The organism is Hymenobacter aquaticus (assembly GCF_004765605.1).
In the GTDB taxonomy this organism is placed as follows: domain Bacteria; phylum Bacteroidota; class Bacteroidia; order Cytophagales; family Hymenobacteraceae; genus Hymenobacter; species Hymenobacter aquaticus.
Genome location: NZ_SRLC01000002.1, coordinates 86069 through 111819 on the forward strand (window position 1 = coordinate 86069; position 25751 = coordinate 111819).

Sequence of the window (25751 nt, forward strand, 5' to 3'; positions counted from 1 at the left end):
GCTTTAAAACAAGTGCTTAACAGAATAATTGGCCGCGCGGTAAAGGCAGCGACAGGCCGGTGAGCTACGCGGCGCGCACTGCTACGGATACGGAAAGCAAGCAGAGTGAAGCCGTAGTAACGCCGGAGATACTATAACATAATTGGCGTCGGCTTCGGGCAGCGTAACAAACTTACCACCGGGCCCGGGCTACCGAAATAAATTACACCTACTGGCTTTCCTGCGGTATCAACCCACGGTGTGGCAGGACTTACCCGTGCTTTCGGGTGGTGCTTCCGGGCCGGTACTTCGCCGCCTGCCCGGCTGATTTGCCCGTCTGCCGCGTTTGGCCGTACTTAGGCACATGCTCTTTTATACCGTAATGAAGCCCGTGGTGCAGGTGGCGCTGCGCGTGTTTTTCCGTCGCCTCGAAATTCGCCACCACGAGCGGCTGGAGCAGCCCGGCCCCATGCTCATCGTGTCGAACCACCCCAACACGCTCATGGACCCGCTGGTGGTGGCCGCCAACCGCCGCGCTCCGATTGCCTTTCTGGCCAAAAGCACGTTTTTCAAGAACCCCATTTCCCGCGCCATCTTCCTGTCGGGCAACTGCATCCCCATCTACCGCCGCCAGGATGCCGAAAGCGGCGACGCCGGCGTGAGCCCCGAGGAGCTGGCCCAGCGCAACGAGGCGGCCTTCGGCCAGTGCTACGACTACTTCGACAAGGGCGGTACCATCCAGATTTTCCCCGAGGGCACCAGCGTGAGCGAGCGGCGCCTGCGGCCCCTGAAAACCGGCGCGGCCCGCATCAGCCTCGGCGCCGAGGCCCGCCACGACTTCCGGCTGGGCCTGAAGATCTTGCCCATCGGTATCAACTACTTCGACCCCAGTCGGTTCCGCTCCGACGTGTTTGTCAACATCGGCAAGCCCATCGTGGTGGCCGACTATGCCGCCGCCTACCACGCCGACTCCGAAGCCGCCGCCGATGAGCTGACCGAGGAAATCCGCCGCCGGCTGGAGCAGCGCCTGGTTATCACCCGCGACGCGGCCGAGGACGAACTGGTCTTGCAGATTGAGCGCACCTTCGGCGAGCACCTCATCCCCGACGACGAGGAAACCCTCTACGACAACTTCTTGCTGAGCCGGGCCCTGCTCGAAGCCGTGCCCTACTTCGAAAAGCACGACCCCGCCCGCCTCACCCAGGTGCGCGCCACGCTCAGCGCCTACCTGCTCGACCTGGACCGCCTGCGCCTCACCGACGAAGCCCTGGAATCGGGCAAGGGCCCCGGCCAGCGCTGGACGCGGGCCGCCATTTCGGGCCTGAAGCTGGTGCTGGGCTTTCCCCTGTACCTGTACGGGCTGCTGAACAACTACATTCCTTACATTCTGCCCTCCCTCATTGCCAAAAGGGCCACCAAAGACCTGGAGTTTGTGGCCCCGATAATGATGGTTACCGGCATTCTCACCTTCGGCCTGGGCTACGCCCTGCAGATCGGGCTGGTGCACCACTTCACCCAGCACTGGCCCTGGACGCTGCTCTACGCCCTGAGCTTGCCGCCGACGGGCTTTTACGCGCTGAGCTACTGGAACAATCTGCGGGCCCGGCTGCTGCGGCTGCGGGCCCTGAAGCTGTTCCGAACCAAGCGGGCGGTGATGGAAGACTTGCTGCGGCAGCGCCAGGCCGTCCTGCGCCTGCTCAGCGAGGCCCGGAGTGCGTTTCTGGCCGCGGTGAGCGTGGCGTCGCCGCGCCGGTAGCGGCTTCTGCTCAGTGCTGTTTCAAGTGGGCTCGGGCCCGGCCGGTGCGGCCGGGCCCGAGCCTTGTTGTGCCCCCAGTCAGCGGCATTCCAGAGTATTTATATACTCGGAAAAGAACAATTTGTGTTTATTGAAGAACTTTAATATTTAAGCAAAAACACTTGGATATTTAATGAGCAAATTATTAATTTAGTAGCGTCAAGGGCCTGTGTAATAGGACTTAGGCAATGTATTGGGATGGAGGAGTAAATCTTTCAACATTTAAATCCTTGCTATGTACAAAATCTTACTCATTCTCTTTTGCGCCTTCCTGACCCTGCTGGATCCGCAAACCGTACTGGCAACTTCTGCGGAAGCCGGCACGACTTCTACCGAACTGGTTGAGGAAGCGGCGACGCCCCGCCCCAACTACAAGCCCTACCGCGGCAACAGCCGCCACAAGGCCAAGAAGCTGGGCGTATTTCGCCGCTGGAAGCTGCGCCGCAAGGCCATGCGCAAACGCAAACACAAGGCTCTGCCCGTCATCAAAGTAGATAAGCCAACCCGCAATAAATAGCCGCGCCCCGCGCCGCGCCTGTTCTACCCGGTAAGCCCCGGCCCACTGTTTCTGCTACGTGCTGCTCCTTCGGGTGCGGCCGGCGGCCGAAATGTTGGGCCGGGGTTTTGGCTTCTATGGGGCTTGATAATGGGGCGAGGAGCTGCGTGGGAAACAGTAAATAATTGAGTGGTAGTGACATGTATGCGGAAAGCAACGGCCGAACCGGTTCGTTGGCTTTCACCGCCGCCCACTCAACCTGCCGGGGCTTGCCGCAGTAGTAGGATTGGCAATGCCAGTTCCTCTATATTGTCGTTCCACTCTGTTTTCCCTCCCTTCTATGGCCGAGCAACAACTTCACACTGTCACCACTTTTTTGAGCTTAAGTGAATCCCTGGAAACCAACCCGGAGGCCTACGCGCAGGTGCTGCATCCGGAAGTAGAGCAGATCGAATACCCCAACCTGCTCAACAAAACCATTCAGCGCCGCTCGTTCGAGGAAATCCTGGACAACATCCGGGCGGGGCGGGAGCTGTTGCTAAACCCCCATTTCGAGTTGCAGCAGGCCCACGCCAGCGCCAGTGGGGAGGTGATTGTTGAAGCGCGGTGGCACGCTACGCTGGCCAACGACATCGGGCCGCTGGTGCGGGGGCAGCTGCTGGCCGCGCAGTTCTGCATGGTATTCGAGCTGCGCGACGACAAAATCATTCAGCAGCGCACCTACAACTGCTTCGACCCATTCTAATGGGCTTTGTCAGCGGGCCAGCGGCGGCCGAAAAGAGAATTTTGCGGTGGGCTGAATCCCAGGTGAACTTTTTTTCGTTTTATGAAAACGCCATTTCATCCTGGTATAGTATTCGCTAGCAGGAGTGGAGGGATTCGTTCAGCAGACTTGTAAGGCAGTAGAAAGGCACTGTTCAGGCTGTTTGTGCGAAGTGTAAGGCCATTTTCTCTTCTTCGTTATGTACAAGCTCTTCCTTCTGCTGCTGCTCATTGTTCTCACCTTAGCCGAGCCAGGCTCGGCTGCGGCCGAACCCGCCGCCTTCGTGCCGGCCACCGAGGCCACCGTGGATGCGCGGCCGGTGCCGCGCCCCAACTACAAGCGCTACAAGGGCCGCAAAAAGCACCGCAAGCCCGGATTCTTCAAGCGTTGGGCCGCCCGCCGCAAAGCCAAGCGTAAGCAGAAGGTAGCCCCCAGAAAAGGCGTTATCACCGTCGATCCGCCCACGCGCACCCAATAGGTCCTGCGCCGGATAAACCGCCCGGGCCCGTAGCCCGCCACTCTATCTTCAGCCGTCCTTTCCACTTGTGGAGTAGGGCGGCTGAATTGCTTTACGCCCGGGCCGCCGGGCCGGTGCGGTGGTTCGCGTACCGGCCGTTGCCATTCGATACTGCCCGGCTTTGGTCCCGATTTCCTACGCCCGGCCCTATCCCCGGCCGCCCCGACGCTTTGGGGCCCGTTTGCCTACGGTCTGCTGCGGGCCATGCGGCTTGCCTCGGTGGTATCGAACATCGGAGCCTGGGGTGAGTACCAGCGGCAGCACTACCGCCCCACGCGCGAAGATTAGGGCGTGGAAGGGCAGGTGCGGTAGTTTCACAACGGTAGTGTTCCGCCCCGCGTCACGCATTTCCTGGCTTTCCCCAAAACCCCGAACGTAGGAGTTACCGCGCCCTTCGACGCCTTGGAAGGCCAGCAGTAGCCACCCGTACCAACCGGCCATAACCAGCAACGCCACCCCGGACAGGAGGTGGCGTTGCTGGTTATGGCCGGTTGGCGCTGCTTACCAGGAGCCGCTGCTGTTATTGTCGGTGTCGTCGAAGCCACCCCCGCCCGAGTCGCCTGAAGAAGGGTCGTCGTAGGACGAGGTGTCGTCGGAGGAGAAGTAATCGGGCGAGTCGTTGGCGGAAGCCTCGTCGGAGAAGTAATCCGGGGCCCCGGTTTCGGCCGTGCCCGAGTCGTTATCCAGGGCCGGAAAGCCGCCGCTGGTAGCTGGGCCGGCCGTGCCATAGCCCAGGTTGGGGTTCACGCTGTTAGGGTTGAGCTGGTCGTTGTGGGGTGTGTCGTGGTCGTTGCCGTGGGCCATGCGGTTGCCGATATACGCCCCGGCCGCCGCCGCCGCGCCGGTCATCAGCATACCGCCGACGCCGCTGCCCCCACCACCACCACCCGAGCGGCCCAGGAAGTCAGGGGCCTGCTGCCGGCCGTAGCCGCCATTCGCATTGCCAGTGTTCGGCCGGTTGGGCAAAAAATCGGGGCCGCTACCGGTGGCCGGGCCTGCGGCAGAGCTGCTGCCGCGCCGAAACAGGCGGGTGATAAGCCAGATAACGCCGCCAATCAGCAGGGCCCCGAGGGCCAGGGTGCCCAGGCCGAAGCCCCCCGACGACTCCGGCTCCGGCGTGGCCACGGGCGCGGGGTTAAACGGCTCCGACTCCGGGGCTACGGCCGCCGCCGGTTGGTTGTCGTTCAGGCCGGGTGCAATACCGTCGTTAGCCGCCGGGGCGGGTTCGGTAGTAGCGGCGGGCGGGCTGTTGCGCGGGTTTGAGTCGGGATTGACGGCCAGCATCAGCGTATTCAGACCCGCCCGCAGGCCGGCGAAGTAGTTATTCTGCTTGAAGCGGGGCGTCATGTCCTGGTTGATGACGCGGGCCGTCAGCGCGGGCGTAACGACGCTGCGCAGGCCCGAGCCCGCCTGAATCGTGACCTTGCGCTCCTGGGCCCCGAGCAACACTACCAAGCCGTTGTTTTTGTCGCGCTGCCCAATGCCCCAGGCCTCCCCCAGGGCCCGGCCGTAGTCGGCCACGTCGCGGCCGCCGAGGGTGGGCACCGTGACCAGCACAATCTGGGTGCCGGTGTTGTCGGCGTAGCGGCGCAGGCCGCTTTCCAGCGTCTTCACCTCGTTGGGCTTGAGCAGCTGGGCCTGGTCGTTCACGAACTGAAACGGCACGGGCCGGGCCGGCAGGTCGTCGGCGGTAGGGGCGGCCAGCACCAGCTGGCTTGTCCCCGTCGTGATAAAGACAAAGAGCAAAAACAAAAGGCGGGACATGGCAACGGCAGTAAGGTGGAGAAAACCAGTTAGGCGCTCCTTCTACGCATCGGGTCCGCAAGTGGCCGTCCTGCCCGCGCCCCGCCGGGGTTAGCGCGGTGCCAGCCGGGAGTACACCGCCGAATCCAGGAAGCGGCCCTGGAAGTAGCAGTTCTCCCGAAAGTAGCCCTCCCGCACAAAGCCCTGCTTTTCCAGCAGCCGGATGGAAGCCGCGTTGGCGGGATCTACGTGGGCTTCCAGGCTGTGCAGGCCCAGCAGTCCGAAGGCGTAGTGCACTACGGCTTCCAGGGCCTCGGTCATCAGGCCCTGCCCACCGTGGGCCGGGTGCAGACCATAGCCTACTTCGGCGCGGTAATTCTCGGGCTGAAACTGCCACAGGCAAATGGTGCCCAGCAATTCCTCGGGCCGCTCTTCCCGGCAAAGGCCCCAGGCGATACCTTCATTGGTGCGCAGCAGCTGGTCGAGCAGGTTCAGGTGCGCCTGGGCCTGGGCCAGAGTGGTTTCGGGCAGCCGCGGAATGTAGCGCAGAAACTCCGGGTCGGAGCGGAAAAGCTGGATGACCGGGGCATCGGTGCTGGTCAGCTGCCGCAGGGTGAGGCGCGCCGTGCGCAGCACCGGAAATGGGAGTAGCTGTATATTCAACATGAGCCAAGTGGGGAGAGAGCAGGGAACAGGCGAAAGTAACGTCAGGCTCCGGCCGGGGTGGGCTCTACGGTCCGCTCGAAGCGCAGCCGGCCGTCGGGGGCTAGGCCCGCCAGCGCAAAGCCGTTGCGGCGCAGCACCTCCTCGGCCGCCGGCTCGTGCGGGAGCGTGTGGGCCACCAGCTGCCGCACCATGCCCGTTTGCTCGGCCTGCTGCACCAGGCCCGCCACCAACTCGGTGGCCAGGCCCTGCCGCCGCCAGTCGGTGGCGATGGAGTAGTTGATTTCGGCCGTGCCCGCCGCGTCGGGCGGACCCAGAAACCCGCCGGCCCCGACCAGCGTGACGGGCGTGGTATCGGTGGCTTTGAGCAGGGCGTACCAGCCGTACCAGCCCGCCGCCGTGCGTCCCCCGGCCGTAAGCTTGTCCAGGAAGTGATGCATGGTAGCCTCGTCGTAGGCGCCGGGCGGCCAGTCGGTGGGCATGGCGGCCCCCAGCAGAATGGGGAAGTAGCGGGGCTTATGCAGCTCGGCCGTGAGCAGGGCCCGGCTGGCGGCAATCAGGGTGAGGCGGGGCGTGTGGGTGATGAGCGGAATCATAGCGGGGTATACGGCCTGCGGTGGCCGGCAGACAAAGATAACCGCCGCATCAGCACGGCCGGCGGTGCGTTGCGGCGGGCCGCAACGCACCGCGCCCCGGCGGGAGGCCGGGGCACGGTTGGGAAAACGGGGCAAAACCGGGTGCTGGCCGCCTCCATTCCCGGCCTTTCCCATCCCGCTGCGGCTGGGCGCGGGCTGGCCAGCCGCAAAACCGGACACCCTGCCCGCACCCGGACACTTTTTTACCGGCGCTTAGCAGTTACTTGGTTGGTAACTAATTGAAATAGCGAAGATTACTTACCTGGCACGGCGGTTGGCTACCTATACTCAGCCCCGAACCAGTAGCGTCCGAAAGCGCACAGTGTTCGGGGCTGCATCCATCCACTCTTTTCACCCTACTGCTATGAAAACCTTGTCTGCCGCCCCGCGCCCCGCCTTCGTGGCCCGATTGTCTTCCCGTGCCCTGCTGCTGCTGGGCCTGAGCCTGGGGCTGGCGGCCGCCCGGCCGGCCTGGGCCCAGCAGGCCAGCCCTATTCGGGTAGAAGCCGCCGACGCGGAAAGCATCCGGCTGCGCGTCGATAACAGCGCGCTGCTGCCCGGCCGGGTGCAGGTGCAAAGCCTGACTACCGGGCAGGTGCTGTTCGACGAAGCCTACTCCGGCCCCGCTTACGGCAAGCGGTTCAACTTCCGCGGGTTGCCCGCCGGCCGCTACGCCCTGCTGCTGCGCACCGGCGCTACCCAGCACCGCTACCTGCTCCAGGTGCAGAGCGGGCCGACCGGCGAGGCCGTGGCCGTGCGCACCATCAAAACCCGGCTGCCCAAGCCCCAGACCCTGGCCCGGCTGTAGGCGCGGCCGGTAGTGCCAAAAAGGCCCGCAACAGCAACTGTTGCGGGCCTTCGTTGTTAGTAGGCGGTCAACCCCACGGAACCAGAGCGTTTATTCGGCCGGCCGTATATTTGCTAGGTAATGCCCAACTCCCGCGCCCTCAAGCTCTATTTTGAAAATACCGCTGCCCGCCTGACCCAGGACCCCAATGGCTTCCTGCGGGTGCGCTGGACCAGCAAGGCGCGCCGGCTGGAGGAAACCCAGGCCGTGTTTACCCACATGCGCCTGGCCCTGGAGCGGTTTGGCTGGAGCCGGATTCTGATTGACCAGACGGCCATGCTGCCCTTCACCACGGCCGAGCAGCAGTGGATATCCCAGCAGTGGCTGCCCCGGGCCGTGCAGGAAGGCGGCTACCGGCACGGGGCCGTGGTGGTGTCGCCGGAGGTGATGGTGCGGCTGGCCACGTCCTACATTACCACCCAGGTGCTGGGTTTGCCGCTGGTCTATCGTTCCTTCGAGCACGAAACCGAGGCCGTGCAGTGGCTGCTGAGCCAGCCCGCCGCGCCCCTGGGGTAGCTGCGGCTGGCCGCTTCGCCGCGCCTACCCGCTGCGGGAATTTACTGCGGCGTCGGTCGGGGGCAGGCGTAGCCGCAGGTACTGCTGCAGCCACACCGGATACAGGTTGTAGCCCACGTTGAGCACCAGCAGCAGCCCGGCCCAGCCGAGGTGGCCCCGCATCAGGGCGTAGAGGCTGACCAACCCGAAAAACACCAGCAGCACCCCGTGAAACCGCTCCAGGTGGTAGCTCTCCGCCACCAGGCGCCGCCCGGCTTGGCGGTGGGGTACGCGGCGGTAGTGGGGGTAGCGGCGACGCAGCCACTGGTGTACCAGGGTGCCGTGCTGGGTGAAGCGCGCCACCACCGGCACCCCGAGCCGCTCGTAGCGTCGCCGCGCCCGGCTCAGCTGCCAGTACCGAAACCACGACCTGGGCACCGCGTAGCCCAGCAGACTAACACCCAGCAAGCCCCACAGCCAGGGCCGGGCTACGTGCTGGTAGCAAAACACGCTCAGCGGCCCCAGCGCCAGCCCCGACCACAGCACGCTCGGCACGGCGTTGAGGGCCGCGAGCAGGGCCGCCGAGGGCCGGGCGGGTGGCGGGTCGTTGGGCATGATGGGCATGGCACTGACGGTAAGCGGCCGGTGGCTCCAACCGCTCCGGCTAGTCCCGCATGTGCTCGGCCTTCCAGCGCATGGCCGACTGCACCCGGGTGTGGCCGCTGGGGTGGTCGAAAAAGATGATTTCCTCCCAGGGGCTGGGGTCAATCTTGCGGTACTCCGAGAGCTTCATGGCCGTGCTGGCAAAGCCGTCGGGCTGGCGGGCGGCATTCAGGCCAAACGTGTCGGCCTCCTGCTCCTGGGTGCGGATGATGGTGTTGAAGCCGGGCCGGGCCAGCAGCATAAACACGCTGAACAGCGCCGCCGCCAAGGGCAGCCCGCCCACGTCGCCGATGCTGCTGATGCCCCAGCGGCTGCCGTAGCGGCCCAGCAGGCGGTGAAAGGCCCAGTCGACGAAGGCCAGGCCCAGGCCGACGATGAGCACGAAGAAGATCAGCATCTTGGGAATGTGGTTCAGCACGTAGTGGCCCAGCTCGTGGCCCATCACGGCCTGCACCTCGGCCGGGGTGCCGCGGTTCAGCAGGTTGTCGTTGAGCGACACCCGAATGGTGCTGCCCAGCCCGCTCACGTTGGCGCTGATGCGCTTGCTCTGCCGGGAAGCATCTACCACGTACACGTTGTCGGCCGGCACGCCGTTGGCCCGGGCCATGCTCAGAATCTGGCTGCGCACCGGGCCGGCGGGCAGCGGGGTGTACTTGTTGAACAGCGGGCTGATGAAAATCGGTGACAGAAACACGCCCACCACCAGGAAAATGGCGGCCAGGCCCGTGGCCCACGCCCACCAGCTCCGGCCGGTGCGCCGGATGGCCGCGTACAAAGCCAGCAGCACCAGGCTGCCCACCACCATCGAAATGGCCAGGTTTTTCAAGTCATCGGTGAGCCAGGCCCCGAACGACTGGTTCGACAGCCCGTACTGGTGCTCCCGGAAGTAGTCGGTGTAGAGGCTCAGGGGAAAGCTCAGGGCGTAGCTCAGCCCGATGTAGAGGGCGAAGTAGGCCAGCTTGGGCAGCACCCGGCCCGGCAGCCGCCCGGCCCAGGCTTGCATGCGGCGCGAGAGGCCCAGCCCCAGAAACACCGCCGCCACGGCCAGCCCGTAGAGCAGGCCCCAGAGCTGCAGCCAATAGCCGCCCTCGAAATAGGCGTCGGAGCTGGCTTTCTGGGCCGGGCTCAGGGTGTTGAGGTAGTGCTGGGTGGCGGCTTCCACGTTGAAGGCCGCCGAATCGGCGGGGGCGGCGGCCAGCAGGGGCAGGGCCAAGAGCAGCAAGGCCAGCAGCGGCAGCAGCCGTTTCGGAACAAAGAACATACGGATAGGAATACGGGCGTTACCGCCGGGCCCAGTCGCCCGGCATGCCCAAGCTAATACTTCTGTTCCTATATATAATGCCGCCTCCGCCCGACTCTTGGGGGCAGTAGCCGGGCTTCTAAAGCCGCATCCTGCTCGGCATCCCGATAGTCGGGTACTGGGGGGATATATTTACCGCCACTTCGCCCCTCTTTCTACAGACGTTTATGCCCGGTTACAAACTCTACCTCGATGATATTCGCAACCCGAAGGGAGAGGGCTGGGTGGTGGTCCGCAGCTTCGAGGAGTTTGTCGCTACCATTGAAGCCTTGGGCCTACCCGAGGAAATATCCTTCGACCACGACTTGGGCTGGGACCAGGAGCAGAATTGCGAGCTGAAAAGCGGCTACGACTGCGCCAAGTGGCTCGTCGAACAGGACTTGGCTATAGAAAACTTTAACGTCCACTCGGCCAACCCGGTCGGGGCCGAGAACATCAGAAGTCTACTCCAAAACTTCCTGAAGTTTAAGCAGAACCTACGCTAGCCCTGCCCCGCAGTCACCCCACGCTGGCGCGCGTCTCTGACGCGTGCCCCCCGGCTTCGCGTCTCTGACGCGGCCGCCAGAACGGCTTTCCCTCCACGATTCGCGTCGGAGACGCGGTGCCGGAAGTCACGCGTCAGAGACGCGCGCCCGCGTGGGGTAGGGTAGGCAAGGTCCTCCGATTACCGGGGGGAAGCCAGGCACCGGAGATTCGGGCGAGGCAACAGCTTCGCCCTGGCCTTAGCGGATAGCCTTTTCAAAGAAGGCAATAACGCTGGCATTCATGCTCTGGTGGAAGGCTTTTCTATCAAACTGGCCCTGGTCGGTGCACAGCAGCGGCGGGGCCAGGGGGCCGCAGGGGGCCAGAAACGAGAAATGCCCGGCTCCCGGCACCGAATGAAACTCGGCCCCGGCCCCGAGGGCCTGCCGCACCGGCTGGATGTTGGTGGCATAGGAAACGACCGTGTCCTGGTCGCCGCTCCACAGCTGCACCGGCACTCGCACGGCGGTCAGCGCGCCGGGGCCCAGCGTAAAGCCCAGGCCGGGGGCCGCCACCACGGCGGCCTTGATTCTCGCGTCGGGCAGGTAGCGGTTGCCCTTGGCCGCCTCATCGGGGTTCAGCAGGGGAGAGTTGCCGGCTCGGAGCAAGTTACAGATAGCCTCCGGGGTGTCGGCGCAATGCTGGGCAATCCGGGCAAGGTCGGGCTGGGCCCCCACGGCCGTCAGGACGGTAATGCCGCCGGCCGAGAAGCCAAAGGCCCCGATCCGGTTGGGGTCTATCTGCGCGTGCCCCGGCCAGGTCTTGAGCAGGTAGTCGAGGGTGGCGTGCAGCTGCCGGGTGCGGCCCCCCAGCCAGCCGACGGTGCCGGCCGCGCTTTGGTCGGCGTAGTTGTCGCCGCCGTGCATGGGGGCCGCCACGATATAGCCCGCGTTGGCCAAGGCCAGGGCCAGGTCGGCGTGGCTGCCCGGGCCGCCGGAGTTGCCGTGCGAAATCACCACGAGGGGCAAGCTGCGGCCCGCCACGGGCGCATCGGCGGCCACGTCCATCAGGCCCAGGCCCAGCCACGTCGTCGGCCAGGTCCGGGCCTGGGTGGGGTACCAGATACCGACGGCCAAGGGCTTGCCGTCCGGGTCAGTGGTCCGCGCCAGCTCAAACCCAACCGGCCGCTCCGTGCGCTGCGCCGTCCAGACCATAACTACCCCGAACCCAACAACCAGCACCACAATGACCAGCAGCAACCGACGAATCCATTTCATCTTTTTATCCAGCAGTAAAAAAGAGTGTATAGTGCTTCAATATAGAGTAAATCCATTATTCGCTACCCCTTCTGTCCGCAAGCACTAGCCTTCTGGCCCCGCCGCGCGACGGCCGAAGAACTCAATTACATGCAAAAAGCCCTCTACCGCACCAGCAGTAAAGGGCTTTGTCACGTTGGTACTCCCTGCCGTGGGGTAGGCGAGGAAGGTCCTTCGGCTCCGCCTCAGGACGGCAGACGAAAAAGCTAGTAGCTCTCCTTCTGGAACCCGAACTCCCGGAGCTTGGCCTCGAAGGTATCCGGAAACTGGGCCTTGATGTGGTGAATCAGGGCGCGCAGGGCCTTGCGCACCTGCTCCTCGCCCTGGTCCTTGGTGCTGACCTTGCCGCTGCGCTCCCCGCTGGTGTCGGTGCTGTCCTGCACCAGCTGCTTGTATTCCGTCACCAGCGGCTCCCAGTGGGCGGTGCCGTACTTGTTCTTGTCGAACTTGTGCGCCTTGAGGGCCTTGAGCAGCTTGCCCAGCGCCTTCACCCGCTCGGGGCGGGCTTTGGGTAGCCGGTACGTCGAGCCCGACTTCTCGATGCCGAACTCCCCGTAGTAGGCGGTTTTGTCGTCGTTGGCTTCGGCCAGGTAGCCTTTCACGTAGCGCAGGCTCTTATCCAAGAGCGTATCCAGGGTTTTCAGGCGCTTCGATTGGGGAGTACGGGCGTCCCCGGCGGCATCGGCCTCGTCGCGGCTGTCGGCGAAGGCCGCGGCTTGCGACGCAAAGTCGGCCTTGGTGAGCCAGAGCAGCCCTGGCAGCTCCGAGCTTTGCCAGGCTTTGGCGGCGTTGGTTGCCACTTCCGCCAGGGCAATAGCATTAGTGGGTAATTGGTTGGCCCGCTTGGCGGACTTAACGGGTTTGGCCGGCGTAGTAGCCGACTCAGCAGGATTAGTAGGCATTGATAAAGGAGTTAAAGGATACAACTTCAGGAATATAGGATTCTGCTCAACCACTAGCAACAAGTTGCCCCAGCCCGCCAACAAATGGTGGAAAGCCGGGGCAAGGTTGACCCAAGGCAAAAACAATCGTTGGAAGGCCGGTACCAATCCTCCCGGGCTTCCAACGATTGTTTTTGCCTCGGGAGGAATCCTCCCAGCCCTCCACCATTCGTTGGAAGCCCGGGCGGATTCCTCCCGGCTTGGAAATAATCGGAGGAAAGCCGGGCGGATTACCCCCCTGGCAGTCGCTCGGCTAAGCCGAGTGACGCCTACGCCGGAGGGGCTCCGCCGCGAATCCGCCCGCGCCGCCTGCGTGTAGAGACGCGTATTCGCGTCTCAATCGTTGCTGATGGTGGTACTAAGCGGGCTGGGTCGTTCAACGAGGAGACGCAAGTATGCGTCTCTACATCGGGCCCCAGCGGCCGAGGCAACCAGCCCACGCGGCGCGGGACGCTCGGGGCAAAGCCCCTTCGGCGTAGGCATCACTCGGCACAGCCGAGCGACTGCGGGGAGTTATTTAAGCTCGAAATAGCTGATAATGCGGTTTGCTTCTTCTGGACTAAAGTCGCCTTGGTGCTGGGCTAGGGCTGCTTTTACGTTTGCCACTGTTTGGCCTTCCTCCTGCTTTATCGTGGAAATACCCGAAAGGCCTTTAATGAAGTATTGCGCCGTAAAGTGAGAAGATGCGGTACTTTCAATCTTAATCAGGCCGATGTGGTTTGTGGCTGCTACTTCCGTGAGGCAAACATCCGGCCTGCGGATATCGACTATCCAGCTGGTATTATTTTGCTCGGAGATGAACCTTGAAAGGGCCTTCTTTTCTCGGTGCGTAAGACCGAGGCTTTCGATACTGCTGCACCTGGCTGGCAGTGGAAGGGACTGTATGGGTTTACAGCCACCTACTACTATCAGGCTAATAAGTGCTAAGTAGAGATGATTCATCTGAAACCAATTAGTGTTATGAATCTGCCCGCTTCGTTGGCTCAACGGCAGTCGCTCGGCTGTGCCGAGTGACGACTACGCCGGAGGGGCTCCGCCCCGAGCGTCCCGCGCCGGTAGGTGTCGTTCTATCGGCGCGGTCTAGTTCGCAGCATAGCTGCTCAGAGCGTAAGCGTCACTCGGCAGAGCCGCGCGACTGTGGGTACGTTCAGGGAGCGTAAATGTCCCAGAGGCTAAACTTCCCTTCAGAAAGCGGCTTATAGGCAACAATTCGCACCATCAGGTCGCTTAAGCTGCCGTTCACCCAAAGGAAGTGGTCAACCAGAACCTCAGTGTTTTCGGGTGAGAAGGCAACGTACTGCCTTATCTCACTGCCTGATGGTGGCAGAGTTAACCGCCCATGTTCAGCTATAACCGCTGTGATATCGTCGGCGCACAGCCGTTTCTCTTGGCTTTCGTCAACTAACTGCTGGTATCTTCCCGCTACTAGAGTAGCCACGATGTGATTAATAAGCGGGACTAGCTCTTTATTCATGCTGCTTTTATGCTGTTGATAGAGCTTATAGTTGTTGCTTGGCTGTGCCGAGTGGCTGAATAGGAGAACAAAAAACCCCAAACTCTTACGCTTGGGGCTTTTGATTATTTAGGTTTTACTAGACTACGAAGCCATCTGCCAGTTAGCATCAGGTGGTAGTTGACCGGTTTTACGAAGATGAGCTAAGAACTCCTGCTTTGTCAGCAGGCCGCCGGTGCGGCTGTGCTCATACTCCTCTACCGTTTTACCGGCCATCGAAAGATTAGAGGTCGGCTGCGAGTTGGCGGAGAATGACGTCTTGGATGGTTTCATAGCTCGGCAAAATTACGTCTTCGATGACAACGTGGTCATCATGTAACGTAAAGGTAACCGAAAGAAATTTCCGATGTTTCGTATATCCGACAACTTCGTAGGCCCCAGCTTCTTTCGGGTAAAGCCCACTACGAGGAGGAAGTAGAAGAAGCTCTTCTATTTCCTCCTGTAGAATGCTGTAACTGCTACACCAGTTCCAGTTGACCTTACCGAAGTCGACCCTATAGCCGTCTAACATCTTACGACCCGCAAGCCTCGCAAGCGTCGGGGTTATCCAGGGAGCAGGCCATATCCGAGGCGTTCTGGGCCATAGCGTTCAGGGGCTCCAGGGTTTCGGCGGCTTGCTTCTGCACCGTGAACTTGATGGCGTCGGCGGCGGCTTTGGTGCGCAGGTAGTACATGCCGGTTTTCAGGCCCTTCTTCCAGGAGTGGAAGTGCATGCTGGTCAGCTTGCCGAAGTTCACGTTCTGCACGTGCAGGTTCAGGCTCTGGCTCTGGCAGATGTAAGCGCCCCGGTCGGCCGACATGTCGATGATGCGGCGCTGGGAAATCTCCCACACCGTCTTGTACAGGTCCTTGATGTGCTGGGGAATCCGGTCGATGTTCTGCACCGAGCCGTTGGCGGCGATGATGTCGTTCTTCATCTGCTCGTTCCAGATGCCGAGCTTCACCAGGTCTTTCAGCAGGTGCTTGTTCACCACCATAAACTCCCCGCTGAGCACGCGCCGCACGTAGATGTTGGAGGTGTAGGGCTCAAACGACTCGTTGTTGCCCAGGATCTGGGCCGTGCTGGCCGTCGGCATGGGCGCTACCAGCAGGGAGTTGCGCACGCCGTGCTCCATTACTTCCTGGCGCAGCGTTTCCCAGTCCCAACGGTTGCTTTCGGGCGTCACGCCCCAGAGGTCGAACTGGAACTTGCCCTTGCTCAGGGGCGAGCCGGGGAAGGTTTCGTAGGCACCGTCCTTCTTGGCCAGGTCCTTGGAGGCCGTCATGGCCGCGAAGTAGATGGTCTCGAAGATGTCCTTGTTCAGGCCGCTGGCTTCGTCGCTCTCGAAGGGCATGCGCAGGGCAATGAAGGTATCGGCCAGGCCCTGCACGCCGAGGCCGATGGGGCGGTGGCGGCGGTTGCTGGTTTCGGCTTCCGGAACGGGGTAATAGTTGATGTCGATTACCTTGTTCAGGTTCTTGGTGGCGTGGTAGGTCACCTCGTAGAGCTTCTGGTGGTCGAACACCAGGTGGCCGCCTTCTTCCTTCAGGAAGCGGGGCAGGGCCAGCGAAGCCAGGTTGCAGACGGCAATTTCGTTCTCGTCGGTGTACTCCATAATCTCGGTGCACAGGTTCGACGACTTGATGGTGCCCAGGTTCTGCTGGTTGCTCTTGCTGTTGGCGGCGTCCTTGAAGAGCATGTAGGGCGTGCCCGTCTCGGTCTGGCTTTCCAGGATGGCGAACCACAGGTCCTGGGCCTTCACGGTGCGGCGGCCGCGGCCTTCGCGCTCATACTTGGCGTAGAGCTTCTCGAACTCCTCGCCCCAGGTGTCGCCCAGGCCGGGGCACTCGTTGGGGCACATCAGCGTCCAGTCGCCGTTGGCTTCCACCCGCTTCATGAACAGGTCGGGCGTCCAGAGGGCGTAGAACAGGTCGCGGGCGCGGTTTTCCTCCTTGCCGTGGTTCTTTTTCAGGTCCAGGAAGTCGAAGATGTCGGCGTGCCAGGGCTCGATGTAGATGGCGAAGGCACCCTTGCGCTTGCCGCCGCCCTGGTCTACGTAGCGGGCCGTGTCGTTGAACACCTTCAGCATCGGGATGATGCCGTTGGAGGTGCCATTCGTACCCTTGATGTAGGAGCCCGTGGCCCGCACGTTATGGATGCTCAGGCCAATGCCGCCGGCCGACTGCGAAATCTGGGCGCAGTTCTTCAGCGTGTCGTAGATGCCCGTGATGGAGTCGTCCTTCATCGTGAGCAGGAAGCAGGACGAGAGCTGGGGCTTAGGCGAGCCGGCGTTGAACAGGGTCGGGGTAGCGTGGGTAAACCACCGCTCCGACATCAGGTTGTAGGTTTCAATGGCCGACTCGATATCCTCCTTGTGGATACCGATAGCCACGCGCATGATCATGTGCTGGGGCCGCTCAATGACTTTGCCATCCACGCGCAGCAAATACGAGCGTTCCAGGGTCTTGAAGCCGAAGTAGTCGTAGGAGTAGTCCCGGTCGTAGATGATGGCCGAGTCCAGGGTAGCGGCGTGCTTGTGCACGATTTCCCACACGTCCTTGGCAATGAGAGAGGCATTTTCGCCGGTCTTGGGGTCCTCGTAGGTGTAGAGGCGCTTCATGGTGCTCGAAAACGACTTCGAGGTCACCTTGTGCAGGTTGCTGACCGCAATGCGGGCCGCCAGGATGGCGTAGTCGGGGTGCTTGGTGGTGAGCGAGGCGGCGGTTTCGGCGGCCAGGTTGTCGAGTTCCACGGTGGTCACGCCGTCGTAGATACCGTCGATGACCTTTTTGGCCACCTCAATCGGGGAGACGAAGTTTTGGTTGAGCCCGTAGCAGAGCTTCTCGATGCGGGCCGTGACTTTGTCGAATTTCACGGATTCGCGGCGGCCGTCGCGTTTGATTACCAGCATAAGCGTGCGAGGTTGTGTTGGATGTTGATGTATGAAAACACCACGCCGTGAAAGGGCGGGGGACTACGTGCGGAAAGCAGCGGGCCGGGAGCTTTTCCGGCCTTCCTGATGCGGAAGTTATCGGCTTCCGCTGGGTAGGACAAACCTAAACTTTAGAAGTTTTCCACATTAGGCTAAAACGGTGCAGTTCAGGCCCTTTTTCGTGATTGTCGGCTTGCTATATAGGGGTGAAACGCCGCGCAAAACAGGGTTGGCAAAGTGCCCGGGATTCGGTATTGTCGGGGTAGCAACGCAGAGCCGTAACGGGCCACTTGCCTTAGCCGCCAGCATCAAGGAATCCAGTTGCGGTAGGTTTGTCCATCGTGGCTGTGGGCACACAGGCAGTCGGGCTTGAGCGGGCGGTCCGGAAACAAAGACTGGTAGAGCTTCACCCGGTCAACTTCGCCGGGGCCTACCGCCAGCGGGTCCTGATGATTGCGCAGGAAATAGCTGAAGCCCAGCAGCGGGTCGTGCAGTGGTGGGCGCCAGCCGTCGTAAAACTCAACTCGGGTGTGGTAGCGAAAATGCATGCCCACGATGCGCTCCGCCACGTAGGTTTGCGGCAGCCTCTGAGCCAGGTTATGCGTAGTGAGCCGGTGCTGTTGGGCCAATTGGGTGGCTATACCTTCTATAGCCTGGTACTCGTGGTAAAACCACAGCTGAGCCGGTAGCAGCAGCAAGGAACCCAGCAGGCCAACTAGCCAGGCTCCGCGCAACGGGCTTCGGCCAATCCGCCACAGAATCTGCAATCCGAAAAGTACCGGCACCCAACTCACCAGCGGAAATAGCAGGAAGGCCAGGAGCAGCGTCCAAATCAGGGTGGCGGGCTGTAAAAACAGCACGCAATAGCAGCAAATGGTAAAAGCCACGCCTTGCAGGAAGACGGCACCATACTGAACCGGCTTGGGAGCCCGCGTGAGCCACGGCCACGCCAGAAAGGCCCCGAAGGCTGCCAGCAGGGTCAGCGCAGCCCAAGTCACGGGCTGACAGAACGTCTGTACGAAGTAGTTGGTCGTGAGGGCAGCGGCCGCCAGCCAGATATTGAGAAACGGCAGCCGCTGCCGGAGCCGGTAAACCACACGCTTTAGTCGAGACATGAGCTCTGCAACGGCTGAGCCGTGAGTTTCTTGCGTGAGTAGCAAAAAGCCCGGCTCTCCTTGCGGATGAGCCGGGCTGAAAAAAGGAGGCTGTAAGGGCTTAAAAGTCCTCGTCGAGCGAAAAGGCGTTTTCGGTCCGCTCGCTCATCACGCCGGCCTTCTGGTACTCGGCCACGCGCTTCTCGAAGAAGTTGGTTTTGCCCTGCAGCGAAATCATCTCCATGAAGTCGAAGGGGTTCGAGGAGTTGTAGATCTTGCTGTAGCCCAGGCTCTGCAAGAGGCGGTCGGCCACAAACTCGATGTACTGGGCCATGCTCTTGGCGTTCATGCCGATCAGGTTCACCGGCAGCGCATCGGTCACGAACTCCTGCTCGATGCTCACCGCGTCGCGGATGATGCTGTGCACGCGCTCCTCCGAGAGCTTGTTTTGCAGGTAGCTGTAGAGCAGGCAGGCGAAGTCACAGTGCAGGCCTTCGTCTCTGGAAATCAGCTCGTTGCTGAACGTCAGGCCCGGCATCAGGCCGCGCTTCTTCAGCCAGAAGATCGAGCAGAACGAGCCCGAGAAGAAGATGCCTTCCACGGCGGCAAAGGCAATGATGCGCTCGGCGAAGTTCTCGGAGTTGATCCACTTCAGAGCCCACTCGCCCTTCTTCTTCACGCAGGGCACGGTTTCCAGGGCGTTGAAGAGGCGGTCCTTTTCCTGGGGGTTCTTGATGTAGGTGTCAATCAGCAGGGAGTAAGTCTCCGAGTGAATGTTCTCCATCATGATCTGGAAGCCGTAGAAGCAGCGCGCCTCGGGCATCTGCACCTCCTGCATGAAGTTGACGGCCAGGTTTTCGTTCACGATGCCGTCGGAGGCGGCGAAGAAGGCCAGCACGTGCGAAATGAAGTGCCGCTCGTTGTCGTTGAGGTTGTCCCAGTCTTTCTGGTCCTGGGAGAGGTCAATTTCTTCGGCCGTCCAGAAGGAGGCTTCGGCCTTTTTGTACATCTGCCACACGTCGTCGTTCTGGATGGGGAAGAGCACAAAGCGGTTGGGGTTCTCGACGAGCAAGGGTTCCATAGCGGGGAGGTAAGGCGTGGAAAAGACTTCTAAGAAAACCTGAACAAGGCAGGAAGACCAGCGTGCCAACCCGGCGCCCAGCAGAAATGTTTGGGGCGTTTTCGGGGCAACTTGGCCGGGTCGAAGCATCAAATATAAACTCCGGCCCTGCCTCATTCACGTTTTTTCTCCGCTAATTTTTCTGTATGACCCCGAGATATCCACACGCCGCCTTTCTCCCAAAATGGGGCGAAAACCGACCAAAACCCCCGATTTTGGAAAAGTTATCCACATTTAGCCTGTGGACAATCTGATTTATCCACAAATTTAGTATGCGCACACCCGCTCAGGCGTTCCTTAAGGGACTATTACCGGGGGCAAGGGTGGGCGAGTTGGTCGCCCGGACCGACCCGACTGAATGACGATTAGTGAGTTAGGTTTGCTTTTGTGAAATGGAACTTCTACTTTTGCCTTCCATTTTTCAGAAACCGCGAAGACGCCGATGTACGCAATTGTCAACATAGCCGGGAAACAGACCAAGGTCGAAGCCAATAAATTTGTATACGCCCACCGTTTGGCTGGCAACGTCGGCGATACGGTAGAGCTGGGCAAAGCCCTGCTGACCGACAGCGACGGAACCATCACCATTGGTTCGCCCACGCTGGACGTAACCGTAACGGGCACCATCCTGTCGCACGTGCAGGGCGACAAGGTGCTGGTATTTAAGAAGAAGCGCCGCAAGGGCTACAAGAAGCTGAACGGTCACCGTCAGCAGTTCACCAAAGTAATGATCAACAGCATCGGCTAAGTAGGGCTTAGTTGTTAGTGCTTGGTACCTGGAGTCTTCTCCAGCGTCGCTCGGCTCTAACGCGACATTCTAAGCACTGATAACCAAGCACTAAGTACTAAATACAATGGCACACAAGAAAGGCGTAGGTAGCTCCAACAACGGCCGCGAATCACATTCTAAGCGCTTGGGCGTGAAGATCTTCGGCGGTCAAGATATCATTGCTGGTAACATCATCGTGCGTCAGCGCGGCACCAAGCACCACCCCGGCCAGAACGTGGGTATCGGCAAGGACCACACGCTGTTCGCCATGGTTGACGGCACGGTTCAGTTCCGCAAAGGCCGCAAAGACCGTTCGTTCGTAACGGTAGTTCCGGTGTCGGAAGTAGCTGAAGCTGCTGCTTAAGTAACTGCTCAGCAGCTCTTCGGAGTTGTATTGACATAGAAAAGGGATAGTCCTGCCGGGCTATCCCTTTTTGCGTTGCCCGGGTTTGCGGGCCCGCACGTGGGGTATGCTACGTGAGCCGGTAGAGCACGGGTTTGCTCGGGCTGGCGTCCAGCTCCAGGCTGGTTACCTGCAGGTTGAGCAGGTACAGGCCATCGGAGACGGTGCTAGGCACGAAGATGAGCTCGGTGATGGTGCAGTGGGTGCGGATTTGGGCGGGGTATTGCCAGAACGCATGGTGGGCCAGCAGCTCGCCGTTGTCTTCTTCCCTATCCACGCTGGGCAGGTCGAGCAGCAGGTGCTGGACGTTCCGGGCCACCAGGTACTGGGCCAGGGCGGGCTCCAGGTACGTGGGATTGGTGCCCGAGTACTGCCGGCTGCGCTTGGTCTCGTCGTTGGGCAGGGTGCGCAGAACCAGGGCCTCGGGCCGGGCCACGGCGGCTTCGAGCAGCGGCTGCACGTCGGCCAGCAGTACTACCAGGTCGCCGTTGGGCTGGGGCCGGGGCGCTACCGACACCAGCTGGGCCACGAACAGGAAGCGGCGCAGGCAGCGGTTCAGCGTGGCTGCCGGGTCGGGGCTGATGTGGCCGTAACATTCGGTGTGGGTGCCGTTGCCGTGGGGCGTCAGGTGCACGCGCTGGTAGTTGGTGCTGCCGCCTAGGGCCACGCTGCCCACGAAGCTGCCCACCCGGATGGTGTCGAACTGCACCGGCTCGGCCCAGAAGCAGTTTACCTGGTCGGGACCGGGGGCCAGGGGCAGGGAAATATCCAGCGGCTGAGCAGGGTCGAAGGAATAGGTCTGACCGAGGTGCGGGTAGGTGGCAAGCATGAACGGGGCGAGAAAAAGGCGGAAAGCCAGTTAGTTGTTCAGGGGCAAGGCGTTGAGAATCCGGCTGATTTCAGGAGCGTGGCTGAGCACCATAAAGTGGGTGCCGCCCGGAATCAGGTGGTCGACGGGGGCCGGGCCGGGCGGAAACACCCGGTCGTGGGAGCCCAGAATCTGAATGCTACTGCCCACGTTAGTACTGTCCCAGTGCAGCAGCCGGTCGATGGCCCAGCGGGTGTAGCGGGGCTCCATGTCGCGCAGAATCTGCTTGAAGGTCTGATATTCTTCCCCATTCTGAACCCCGAAATACCACTGCCCGGCCCGCGGAAACAGCTTCAGCAGCTGCGGCGGCACGAGCTTATAAACGCCGGTGGCCCGAATCAGGCGCAGCAGGCGGGGCAGGGAGTCGGCATCCGGAATGCTGGACACCAGCACGGCCCGGGCGTGGGGCCGCAGCCGGGCTATTTCCAGCGCCACGACGCCCCCGAACGACACACCCACGACCAAGCAGGGCTGCGCGGGTGGCACCGCCTCGGCCATGCGGGCCACGTAGTGCGGCAGGGTTTCGGTGGGCGCGGGCTGGGGCCAGGTCAGCACGTGCGCCTCGCCCTCCAGCAGGGGCAGCAGGTACTTGAAGACCCGCTCATCGGCTCCCAGGCCGGGAATCAGGTAGAAAACGCGGGGCGAAGCGGCGGAGTCGGGCACGGAAAACCAGATTAGCAACAGACAGAGGATCAGCCGGCTCAGGGCTCCAGGCGCATAAATACTCCTTCCAGGTAGAAGATATTATGCGGCATGCTGTCTTCGTCTTCCTCGGGCTCGTCGGCGGGGTAGGTGCAGGAGAGCTTCATGGCCACGCCATCCAGCGGCACGGGCGGGGCGTCTTCGTGGGTGTACTCCAGCAGGCATGGCCAGTCGGTCACGGTGGCCAGGGCGTCGGCTACCTGCTCCTGCAAGGCTTCGGCGCGCGGCCCGGCCAGGCGCAGCAGCAGGTCGAGGGCGGGAAACTGCAGGCCCAGGTGGAAAAAGTGAATGTCATCATCAAAAAACGTGGTGGCCCACACCGTCACATCGTCGGTGTTATCGAAGACAATGGCGGTAATCTGGACCTGCTCGACGAAAAAGTCGGCGTCATCCACGAGAGCATCAACAAGGCGTTTCATCTTCTGAACATACGCAAATCCGGGCCACGGATTACCCTCAGAAGGCAGATTTCCCGGATTTTGGCCGCCGCCGCCCCACCGCGTTCGGCAAGCAGCTAAAAAGGAAGTAGTTAGCCGAAACCCCGCAAAACGGCGGGAGCCGGATTTTACGCCTCCGGTTCCAGAAACAGCTCCAGCGTAATCTGGTCGGCCAGCAGCTTGCCCCGGTCGGTGAGCACCAGCTGGGGGCCGCGCACGGTGGCCCAGCCGTTGCGGGCCAGCTCCAGCAGGTAGGCGGCGCGGCTGGTGCGCAGGTCGGTGCCCAGGGTGTGGTGCAGGTAGTCTAGGTCGCAGCCGCGGCTGGTGCGCAAGGAGGTCATCAGGTACTCGTTGGCCCGGTCGGTGGCCGACAGGGTTTCGACGGTAGCCGGCACCTCGCCCCGCTCCAGCACGCTGGTCACGTACTGCGGGTTGTTGGCCACCGCGTATTGCCGGCTAAAGCCGTTGAAGGAGTGGGCGCTGGGTCCCAGCCCCAGGTAGGGCACCCCGCGCCAGTAGTTGGCGTTGTGGCGCGACTCGCGGCCGGGGCGGCAGAAGTTGCTGATTTCGTACTGCTCGTAGCCCTGGCTTGGCAGCGCGGCCAGCAGCATTTCAAACTGCCGGGCGACGAAGTCGTCGGGCGGGGCGGCGAAGGTGCCTTTGCGCAGCTTGCGGCCAAACACCGTGTCGGGCTCGATGGTGAGGGCGTAGCAGGAAAGGTGGGGCACGTTGAGCGCAAAGGCCTGCGCCATATCCTGCTCCCAGAGGCTATGGTCGGGGGCGGGCACGCCGTAAATCAGGTCGATGGAAATATTCTCGAAGCCCGCATCCTGGGCCGCGCGCACCGCCAGCGTCGACTCGGTGGCCGAGTGGGCCCGGTTCATCAGGCGCAGGTGGGGCTCGTGGAAGCTTTGCAGGCCGATGCTCAGCCGGTTGATGGGCGAGGCCGCCAGCTCGCGCAGCTTGGCCGCCGTGAGGTCGTCGGGGTTGGCTTCCAGGGTAATTTCGGCCTGCGGGGCCACCGGGAAGGTGCGGTAGATGGCCTCAAACAGCGTGGCCAGCTCGGCCTCGGTCAGCAACGACGGCGTGCCGCCCCCGAAGTAGATGGTGTCGAGCGTGGCGCCGGGCCCCAGGTAGTCGCGCCGGAGTTCCAGCTCCCGCACCAGGGCCTCCACCAGCCAGCTTTTCAGGCCCATCGAGGTGCTGAAGTGGAAGTCGCAGTAGTGACAGGCCTGCTTGCAGAAGGGAATATGGAGGTAGATGCCGGCCATGAAGGGAAGGAATCGGGGCCCAAAAGCAGGCCGCGTAACGCCAGAAAACAGCGGCGGCCGGGTGGTTCGTTCACGGCGGCCGCGGCAAACAGGTCCGGCGGTGTATTTTCGGGAAATTAAAAGCGCGTTTTCGCGTTTGTATCTCCAAATGTACGCCCGCGTCCTCGTTTTCCTGCTGCTCTGCGGCGGCCTGCTCAGTAGGCCGGGGGGCGGGGCGTGGGCCCAGACCCCGACGCTGCCGGTGCCCAACCAGCCGGCCCTGCAAACGCCGCCCCTGCCGCCGGCCCCCGCCCGGCCCGACTCCAGCCTGACCCGCCGAGCCCAGCGCGCGGCGGTCCGCAAGTTCGTTCGGCTGGAAACCGAGGCGGCCGACCGCGCCCTGCTGCGGCGCTACCGCTACCGTACCGCCGTCCCCGATTCGCTGGCGGCCTTCCGGGAAGTGCGCGACGTGGTGCTGGCTTTGCAGGCCGATGCCTACCTCACGGCCTCGGCCGACGGCATGCGCTGGAGCCACGACACCTTGCGGGTGCAGCTCTACGTGGGCGAGAAATTCCGCTGGGCGCGCCTGCGCAACGGCAACCTCGGCGACGGGCTCATGACCCGGGCCGGCTACCGGGAGCGGCTGTTTTCGGGCAAGCCCTTCGAGCCCAACGAGTGGGCCCGCCTGCAGCAAAATCTGCTGACGGAAGCCGAAAACCAGGGCTACCCCTTCGCCGCCGTCCGCCTCGACTCGCTGCAGCTACAGGGCGGCGACATCTCCGGCCGCGTCGTGCTCGACCGGGGCCGGGTGGTGCTGTTCGACTCGATTCAGCTGGTGGGCAAGACCAAAACCAAAAAGCGGTTCCTGACCAAGTACCTGCAGATTTTTCCCAATCAGCCCTACAACCAGCAGCGCGTGGATGCCGCCGCCCGCCTGCTGCGCCAGCTGCCCTACCTGCAAGTGAAAGCCGAGCCGGAAGTACGCTTTGCCCAAGGCCGCGCCCGGGTGTACCTGCTGCTGGAAGATAGGCCCTCCAACCAGTTCGACGCCATTGTGGGCGTGCTGCCCAACGCCACGCCGGGGCCGGGGCAGAAAAAGGTGCAGCTCACCGGCGACGTGACCATCAACCTGCGCAACCTGAGCGGGGGCGGCAAGCAGATCGGGTTGCAGTGGCGCAAGCTCGACGCTCTGTCGCAGCTGCTCGATGCTCACTACGTGCACCCCAACTTCTTCGGGACGCCCTTGGAGCTGGGCGGCACCTTTAACCTCTACAAGCAATCCAACTCGTTTCTGACTTTGCAGCCGCGCCTGCAGGTGACTTACCCCACGGTGCAGGCCGGGCGGATTTCCTTTTTCACCGAGCGGCGCAGCTCCCGGCTGCTGGCCGACACGGCCAACTCGCTCAAGGACCTCACCGTGCTGCCCCCGAACATCGACTCTCAGTACAACTCCTACGGCCTCGACTACAACTGGAACAGCCTCGACGACCTGCTTTTTCCGCGCCGGGGCTTTCTGGCGGCCGTGCAGGGCGCGGTGGGCACCAAGCGCATCACCAAGAACTCGGACCTGAACGACACGCTCTACAACCGGGTACCGCTGCGCACGACCCAAGTCACGCTGGGTTTGCGGCTCGAGCGGTACTACCGCATCGGGCGGGGCGGGGTGCTGCTCACCCGGCTGCGGGGCGAGTCGTTGGTGAATGAGCGGCTGTTTCTCAACGACATGTTCCGCATCGGGGGGCTGGCCACGCTGCGGGGCTTCAACGAGTACGCCTTTTACGCCAACACCTACGGCGTGGGCACCGTGGAGTACCGGCAGTTCACCGGCGCCGACTCCTACGTCTTCGTCTTTGCCGACCAGGGCTACCTGCGCCGCGACCTGGAAAAAGACCGGGGCCGCGACGCGCCCACCGGCCTGGGCGCGGGCTTGAGCTTCCGGACCGGGGCCGGCCTGTTCCAGTTCGTGTACTCGGTGGGCCGGTCCGAAAACCAGAAGATGGCGCTCAGCAACTCCAAGATTCACTTCGGCATCACCAGCCGGTTTTAGCACCATTAAAAAGCGGCTGCC

The 25751-nt window shown here is 62.4% G+C and carries 27 protein-coding genes; 10 read left to right on the forward strand and 17 right to left on the reverse strand.

Translation table 11 applies throughout. The features are described from left to right. Positions 1 to 343 precede the first annotated feature (343 nt). The 4 genes from E5K00_RS13325 to E5K00_RS13340 all read left to right on the forward strand — a co-directional run bounded on the left by E5K00_RS13325 (position 344) and on the right by E5K00_RS13340 (position 3511). A complete protein-coding gene (locus E5K00_RS13325; protein WP_135463821.1) occupies positions 344 to 1735 on the forward strand; it encodes a lysophospholipid acyltransferase family protein in 1392 nt (463 codons plus the stop codon). A gap of 274 nt (positions 1736 to 2009) precedes the next feature. After that, on the forward strand, positions 2010 to 2291 hold the full coding sequence (locus tag E5K00_RS13330; protein WP_135463822.1) for a hypothetical protein: 282 nt from the start codon (positions 2010 to 2012) through the stop codon (positions 2289 to 2291). Between the two features lie 319 nt (positions 2292 to 2610). Continuing rightward, a complete protein-coding gene (locus tag E5K00_RS13335) occupies positions 2611 to 3015 on the forward strand; it encodes a nuclear transport factor 2 family protein (protein WP_167856879.1) in 405 nt (134 codons plus the stop codon). A gap of 217 nt (positions 3016 to 3232) precedes the next feature. Next, positions 3233 to 3511: a hypothetical protein gene (locus E5K00_RS13340; protein WP_135463824.1), complete on the forward strand. Its 279-nt coding sequence runs from the start codon at positions 3233 to 3235 to the stop codon at positions 3509 to 3511. Positions 3512 to 4051: 540 nt separating this feature from the next. On the opposite strand, the gene E5K00_RS13345 is transcribed toward E5K00_RS13340, so the two are convergent. The 3 genes from E5K00_RS13345 to E5K00_RS13355 all read right to left on the reverse strand — a co-directional run bounded on the left by E5K00_RS13345 (position 4052) and on the right by E5K00_RS13355 (position 6552). Further along, a complete protein-coding gene (locus E5K00_RS13345) occupies positions 4052 to 5314 on the reverse strand; it encodes a TPM domain-containing protein (protein ID WP_135463825.1) in 1263 nt (420 codons plus the stop codon). 90 nt (positions 5315 to 5404) lie between these two features. Beyond that, positions 5405 to 5959 (reverse strand): GNAT family N-acetyltransferase, encoded by a 555-nt coding sequence (locus E5K00_RS13350; protein WP_135463826.1) that lies wholly within the window; start codon positions 5957 to 5959, stop codon positions 5405 to 5407. Positions 5960 to 6000: 41 nt separating this feature from the next. Then, positions 6001 to 6552: a GNAT family N-acetyltransferase gene (locus E5K00_RS13355; RefSeq protein WP_167856880.1), complete on the reverse strand. Its 552-nt coding sequence runs from the start codon at positions 6550 to 6552 to the stop codon at positions 6001 to 6003. A 403-nt stretch (positions 6553 to 6955) separates the two neighbouring features. On the opposite strand from E5K00_RS13355, the gene E5K00_RS13360 reads away from it, so the two are divergent. Together E5K00_RS13360 and E5K00_RS13365 are read left to right on the forward strand one after the other, a co-directional pair. Next, on the forward strand, positions 6956 to 7399 hold the full coding sequence (locus E5K00_RS13360) for a hypothetical protein (protein ID WP_135463828.1): 444 nt from the start codon (positions 6956 to 6958) through the stop codon (positions 7397 to 7399). A 120-nt stretch (positions 7400 to 7519) separates the two neighbouring features. Next, positions 7520 to 7954 (forward strand): hypothetical protein, encoded by a 435-nt coding sequence (locus tag E5K00_RS13365; RefSeq protein ID WP_135463829.1) that lies wholly within the window; start codon positions 7520 to 7522, stop codon positions 7952 to 7954. A 24-nt stretch (positions 7955 to 7978) separates the two neighbouring features. Here E5K00_RS13365 and E5K00_RS13370 read toward each other — a convergent pair whose 3' ends face one another. Further along, positions 7979 to 8557: a glycosyl-4,4'-diaponeurosporenoate acyltransferase CrtO family protein gene (locus E5K00_RS13370; RefSeq protein ID WP_135463830.1), complete on the reverse strand. Its 579-nt coding sequence runs from the start codon at positions 8555 to 8557 to the stop codon at positions 7979 to 7981. A gap of 40 nt (positions 8558 to 8597) precedes the next feature. Further along, positions 8598 to 9857: a M48 family metallopeptidase gene (locus E5K00_RS13375; protein ID WP_135463831.1), complete on the reverse strand. Its 1260-nt coding sequence runs from the start codon at positions 9855 to 9857 to the stop codon at positions 8598 to 8600. A 206-nt stretch (positions 9858 to 10063) separates the two neighbouring features. Between E5K00_RS13375 and E5K00_RS13380 the strand changes: the two genes are divergently transcribed. Further along, the gene (locus E5K00_RS13380) at positions 10064 to 10381 is read left to right on the forward strand and encodes a cyclic-phosphate processing receiver domain-containing protein (protein WP_135463832.1); all 318 of its coding nucleotides are present in this window, start codon (positions 10064 to 10066) and stop codon (positions 10379 to 10381) included. A gap of 237 nt (positions 10382 to 10618) precedes the next feature. Here the strand turns inward: E5K00_RS13380 and E5K00_RS13385 are convergent, their stop codons facing one another. The 8 genes from E5K00_RS13385 to E5K00_RS13420 all read right to left on the reverse strand — a co-directional run bounded on the left by E5K00_RS13385 (position 10619) and on the right by E5K00_RS13420 (position 19215). Further along, positions 10619 to 11635, reverse strand: coding sequence for an alpha/beta hydrolase family protein (locus E5K00_RS13385; RefSeq protein ID WP_135463833.1), 1017 nt, complete (start codon positions 11633 to 11635; stop codon positions 10619 to 10621). A gap of 245 nt (positions 11636 to 11880) precedes the next feature. Then, positions 11881 to 12576 (reverse strand): hypothetical protein, encoded by a 696-nt coding sequence (locus E5K00_RS13390; RefSeq protein ID WP_135463834.1) that lies wholly within the window; start codon positions 12574 to 12576, stop codon positions 11881 to 11883. A 552-nt stretch (positions 12577 to 13128) separates the two neighbouring features. After that, entirely contained in the window at positions 13129 to 13557 is a 429-nt protein-coding gene (locus E5K00_RS13395; protein WP_135463835.1) for a hypothetical protein, read from the reverse strand. A 205-nt stretch (positions 13558 to 13762) separates the two neighbouring features. Then, a complete protein-coding gene (locus tag E5K00_RS23365) occupies positions 13763 to 14089 on the reverse strand; it encodes a DUF7668 domain-containing protein (RefSeq protein ID WP_449404954.1) in 327 nt (108 codons plus the stop codon). A gap of 123 nt (positions 14090 to 14212) precedes the next feature. Beyond that, positions 14213 to 14401, reverse strand: a complete 189-nt coding sequence (locus E5K00_RS13405; protein ID WP_135463837.1) for a hypothetical protein — start codon at positions 14399 to 14401, stop codon at positions 14213 to 14215. Between the two features lie 239 nt (positions 14402 to 14640). Beyond that, the gene (locus E5K00_RS13410) at positions 14641 to 17019 is read right to left on the reverse strand and encodes a ribonucleoside-diphosphate reductase subunit alpha (protein WP_135463838.1); all 2379 of its coding nucleotides are present in this window, start codon (positions 17017 to 17019) and stop codon (positions 14641 to 14643) included. Positions 17020 to 17348: 329 nt separating this feature from the next. Then, positions 17349 to 18155, reverse strand: a complete 807-nt coding sequence (locus E5K00_RS13415; RefSeq protein WP_135463839.1) for a hypothetical protein — start codon at positions 18153 to 18155, stop codon at positions 17349 to 17351. Positions 18156 to 18255: 100 nt separating this feature from the next. After that, the gene (locus E5K00_RS13420) at positions 18256 to 19215 is read right to left on the reverse strand and encodes a ribonucleoside-diphosphate reductase small subunit (protein ID WP_135463840.1); all 960 of its coding nucleotides are present in this window, start codon (positions 19213 to 19215) and stop codon (positions 18256 to 18258) included. A 481-nt stretch (positions 19216 to 19696) separates the two neighbouring features. On the opposite strand from E5K00_RS13420, the gene rplU reads away from it, so the two are divergent. Together rplU and rpmA are read left to right on the forward strand one after the other, a co-directional pair. After that, entirely contained in the window at positions 19697 to 20002 is a 306-nt protein-coding gene (gene rplU / locus E5K00_RS13425) for a 50S ribosomal protein L21 (protein WP_100337832.1), read from the forward strand. 106 nt (positions 20003 to 20108) lie between these two features. Continuing rightward, positions 20109 to 20387 (forward strand): 50S ribosomal protein L27, encoded by a 279-nt coding sequence (gene rpmA / locus E5K00_RS13430; protein WP_135463841.1) that lies wholly within the window; start codon positions 20109 to 20111, stop codon positions 20385 to 20387. 109 nt (positions 20388 to 20496) lie between these two features. On the opposite strand, the gene E5K00_RS13435 is transcribed toward rpmA, so the two are convergent. The 4 genes from E5K00_RS13435 to hemW form a co-directional block, all read right to left on the reverse strand. Further along, a complete protein-coding gene (locus E5K00_RS13435) occupies positions 20497 to 21255 on the reverse strand; it encodes a cyclase family protein (protein WP_135463842.1) in 759 nt (252 codons plus the stop codon). Between the two features lie 30 nt (positions 21256 to 21285). Then, positions 21286 to 21957 (reverse strand): alpha/beta fold hydrolase, encoded by a 672-nt coding sequence (locus E5K00_RS13440; RefSeq protein ID WP_167856881.1) that lies wholly within the window; start codon positions 21955 to 21957, stop codon positions 21286 to 21288. A gap of 38 nt (positions 21958 to 21995) precedes the next feature. Then, entirely contained in the window at positions 21996 to 22415 is a 420-nt protein-coding gene (locus E5K00_RS13445; RefSeq protein ID WP_135463844.1) for a hypothetical protein, read from the reverse strand. A gap of 146 nt (positions 22416 to 22561) precedes the next feature. Then, positions 22562 to 23704 carry a radical SAM family heme chaperone HemW gene (hemW, locus tag E5K00_RS13450; protein ID WP_135463845.1) on the reverse strand — a complete coding sequence of 381 codons (1143 nt, stop codon included), beginning with the start codon at positions 23702 to 23704 and terminating at the stop codon, positions 22562 to 22564. A 148-nt stretch (positions 23705 to 23852) separates the two neighbouring features. On the opposite strand from hemW, the gene E5K00_RS13455 reads away from it, so the two are divergent. Then, positions 23853 to 25730, forward strand: a complete 1878-nt coding sequence (locus tag E5K00_RS13455) for a BamA/TamA family outer membrane protein (RefSeq protein ID WP_135463846.1) — start codon at positions 23853 to 23855, stop codon at positions 25728 to 25730. Positions 25731 to 25751: the final 21 nt, after the last annotated feature.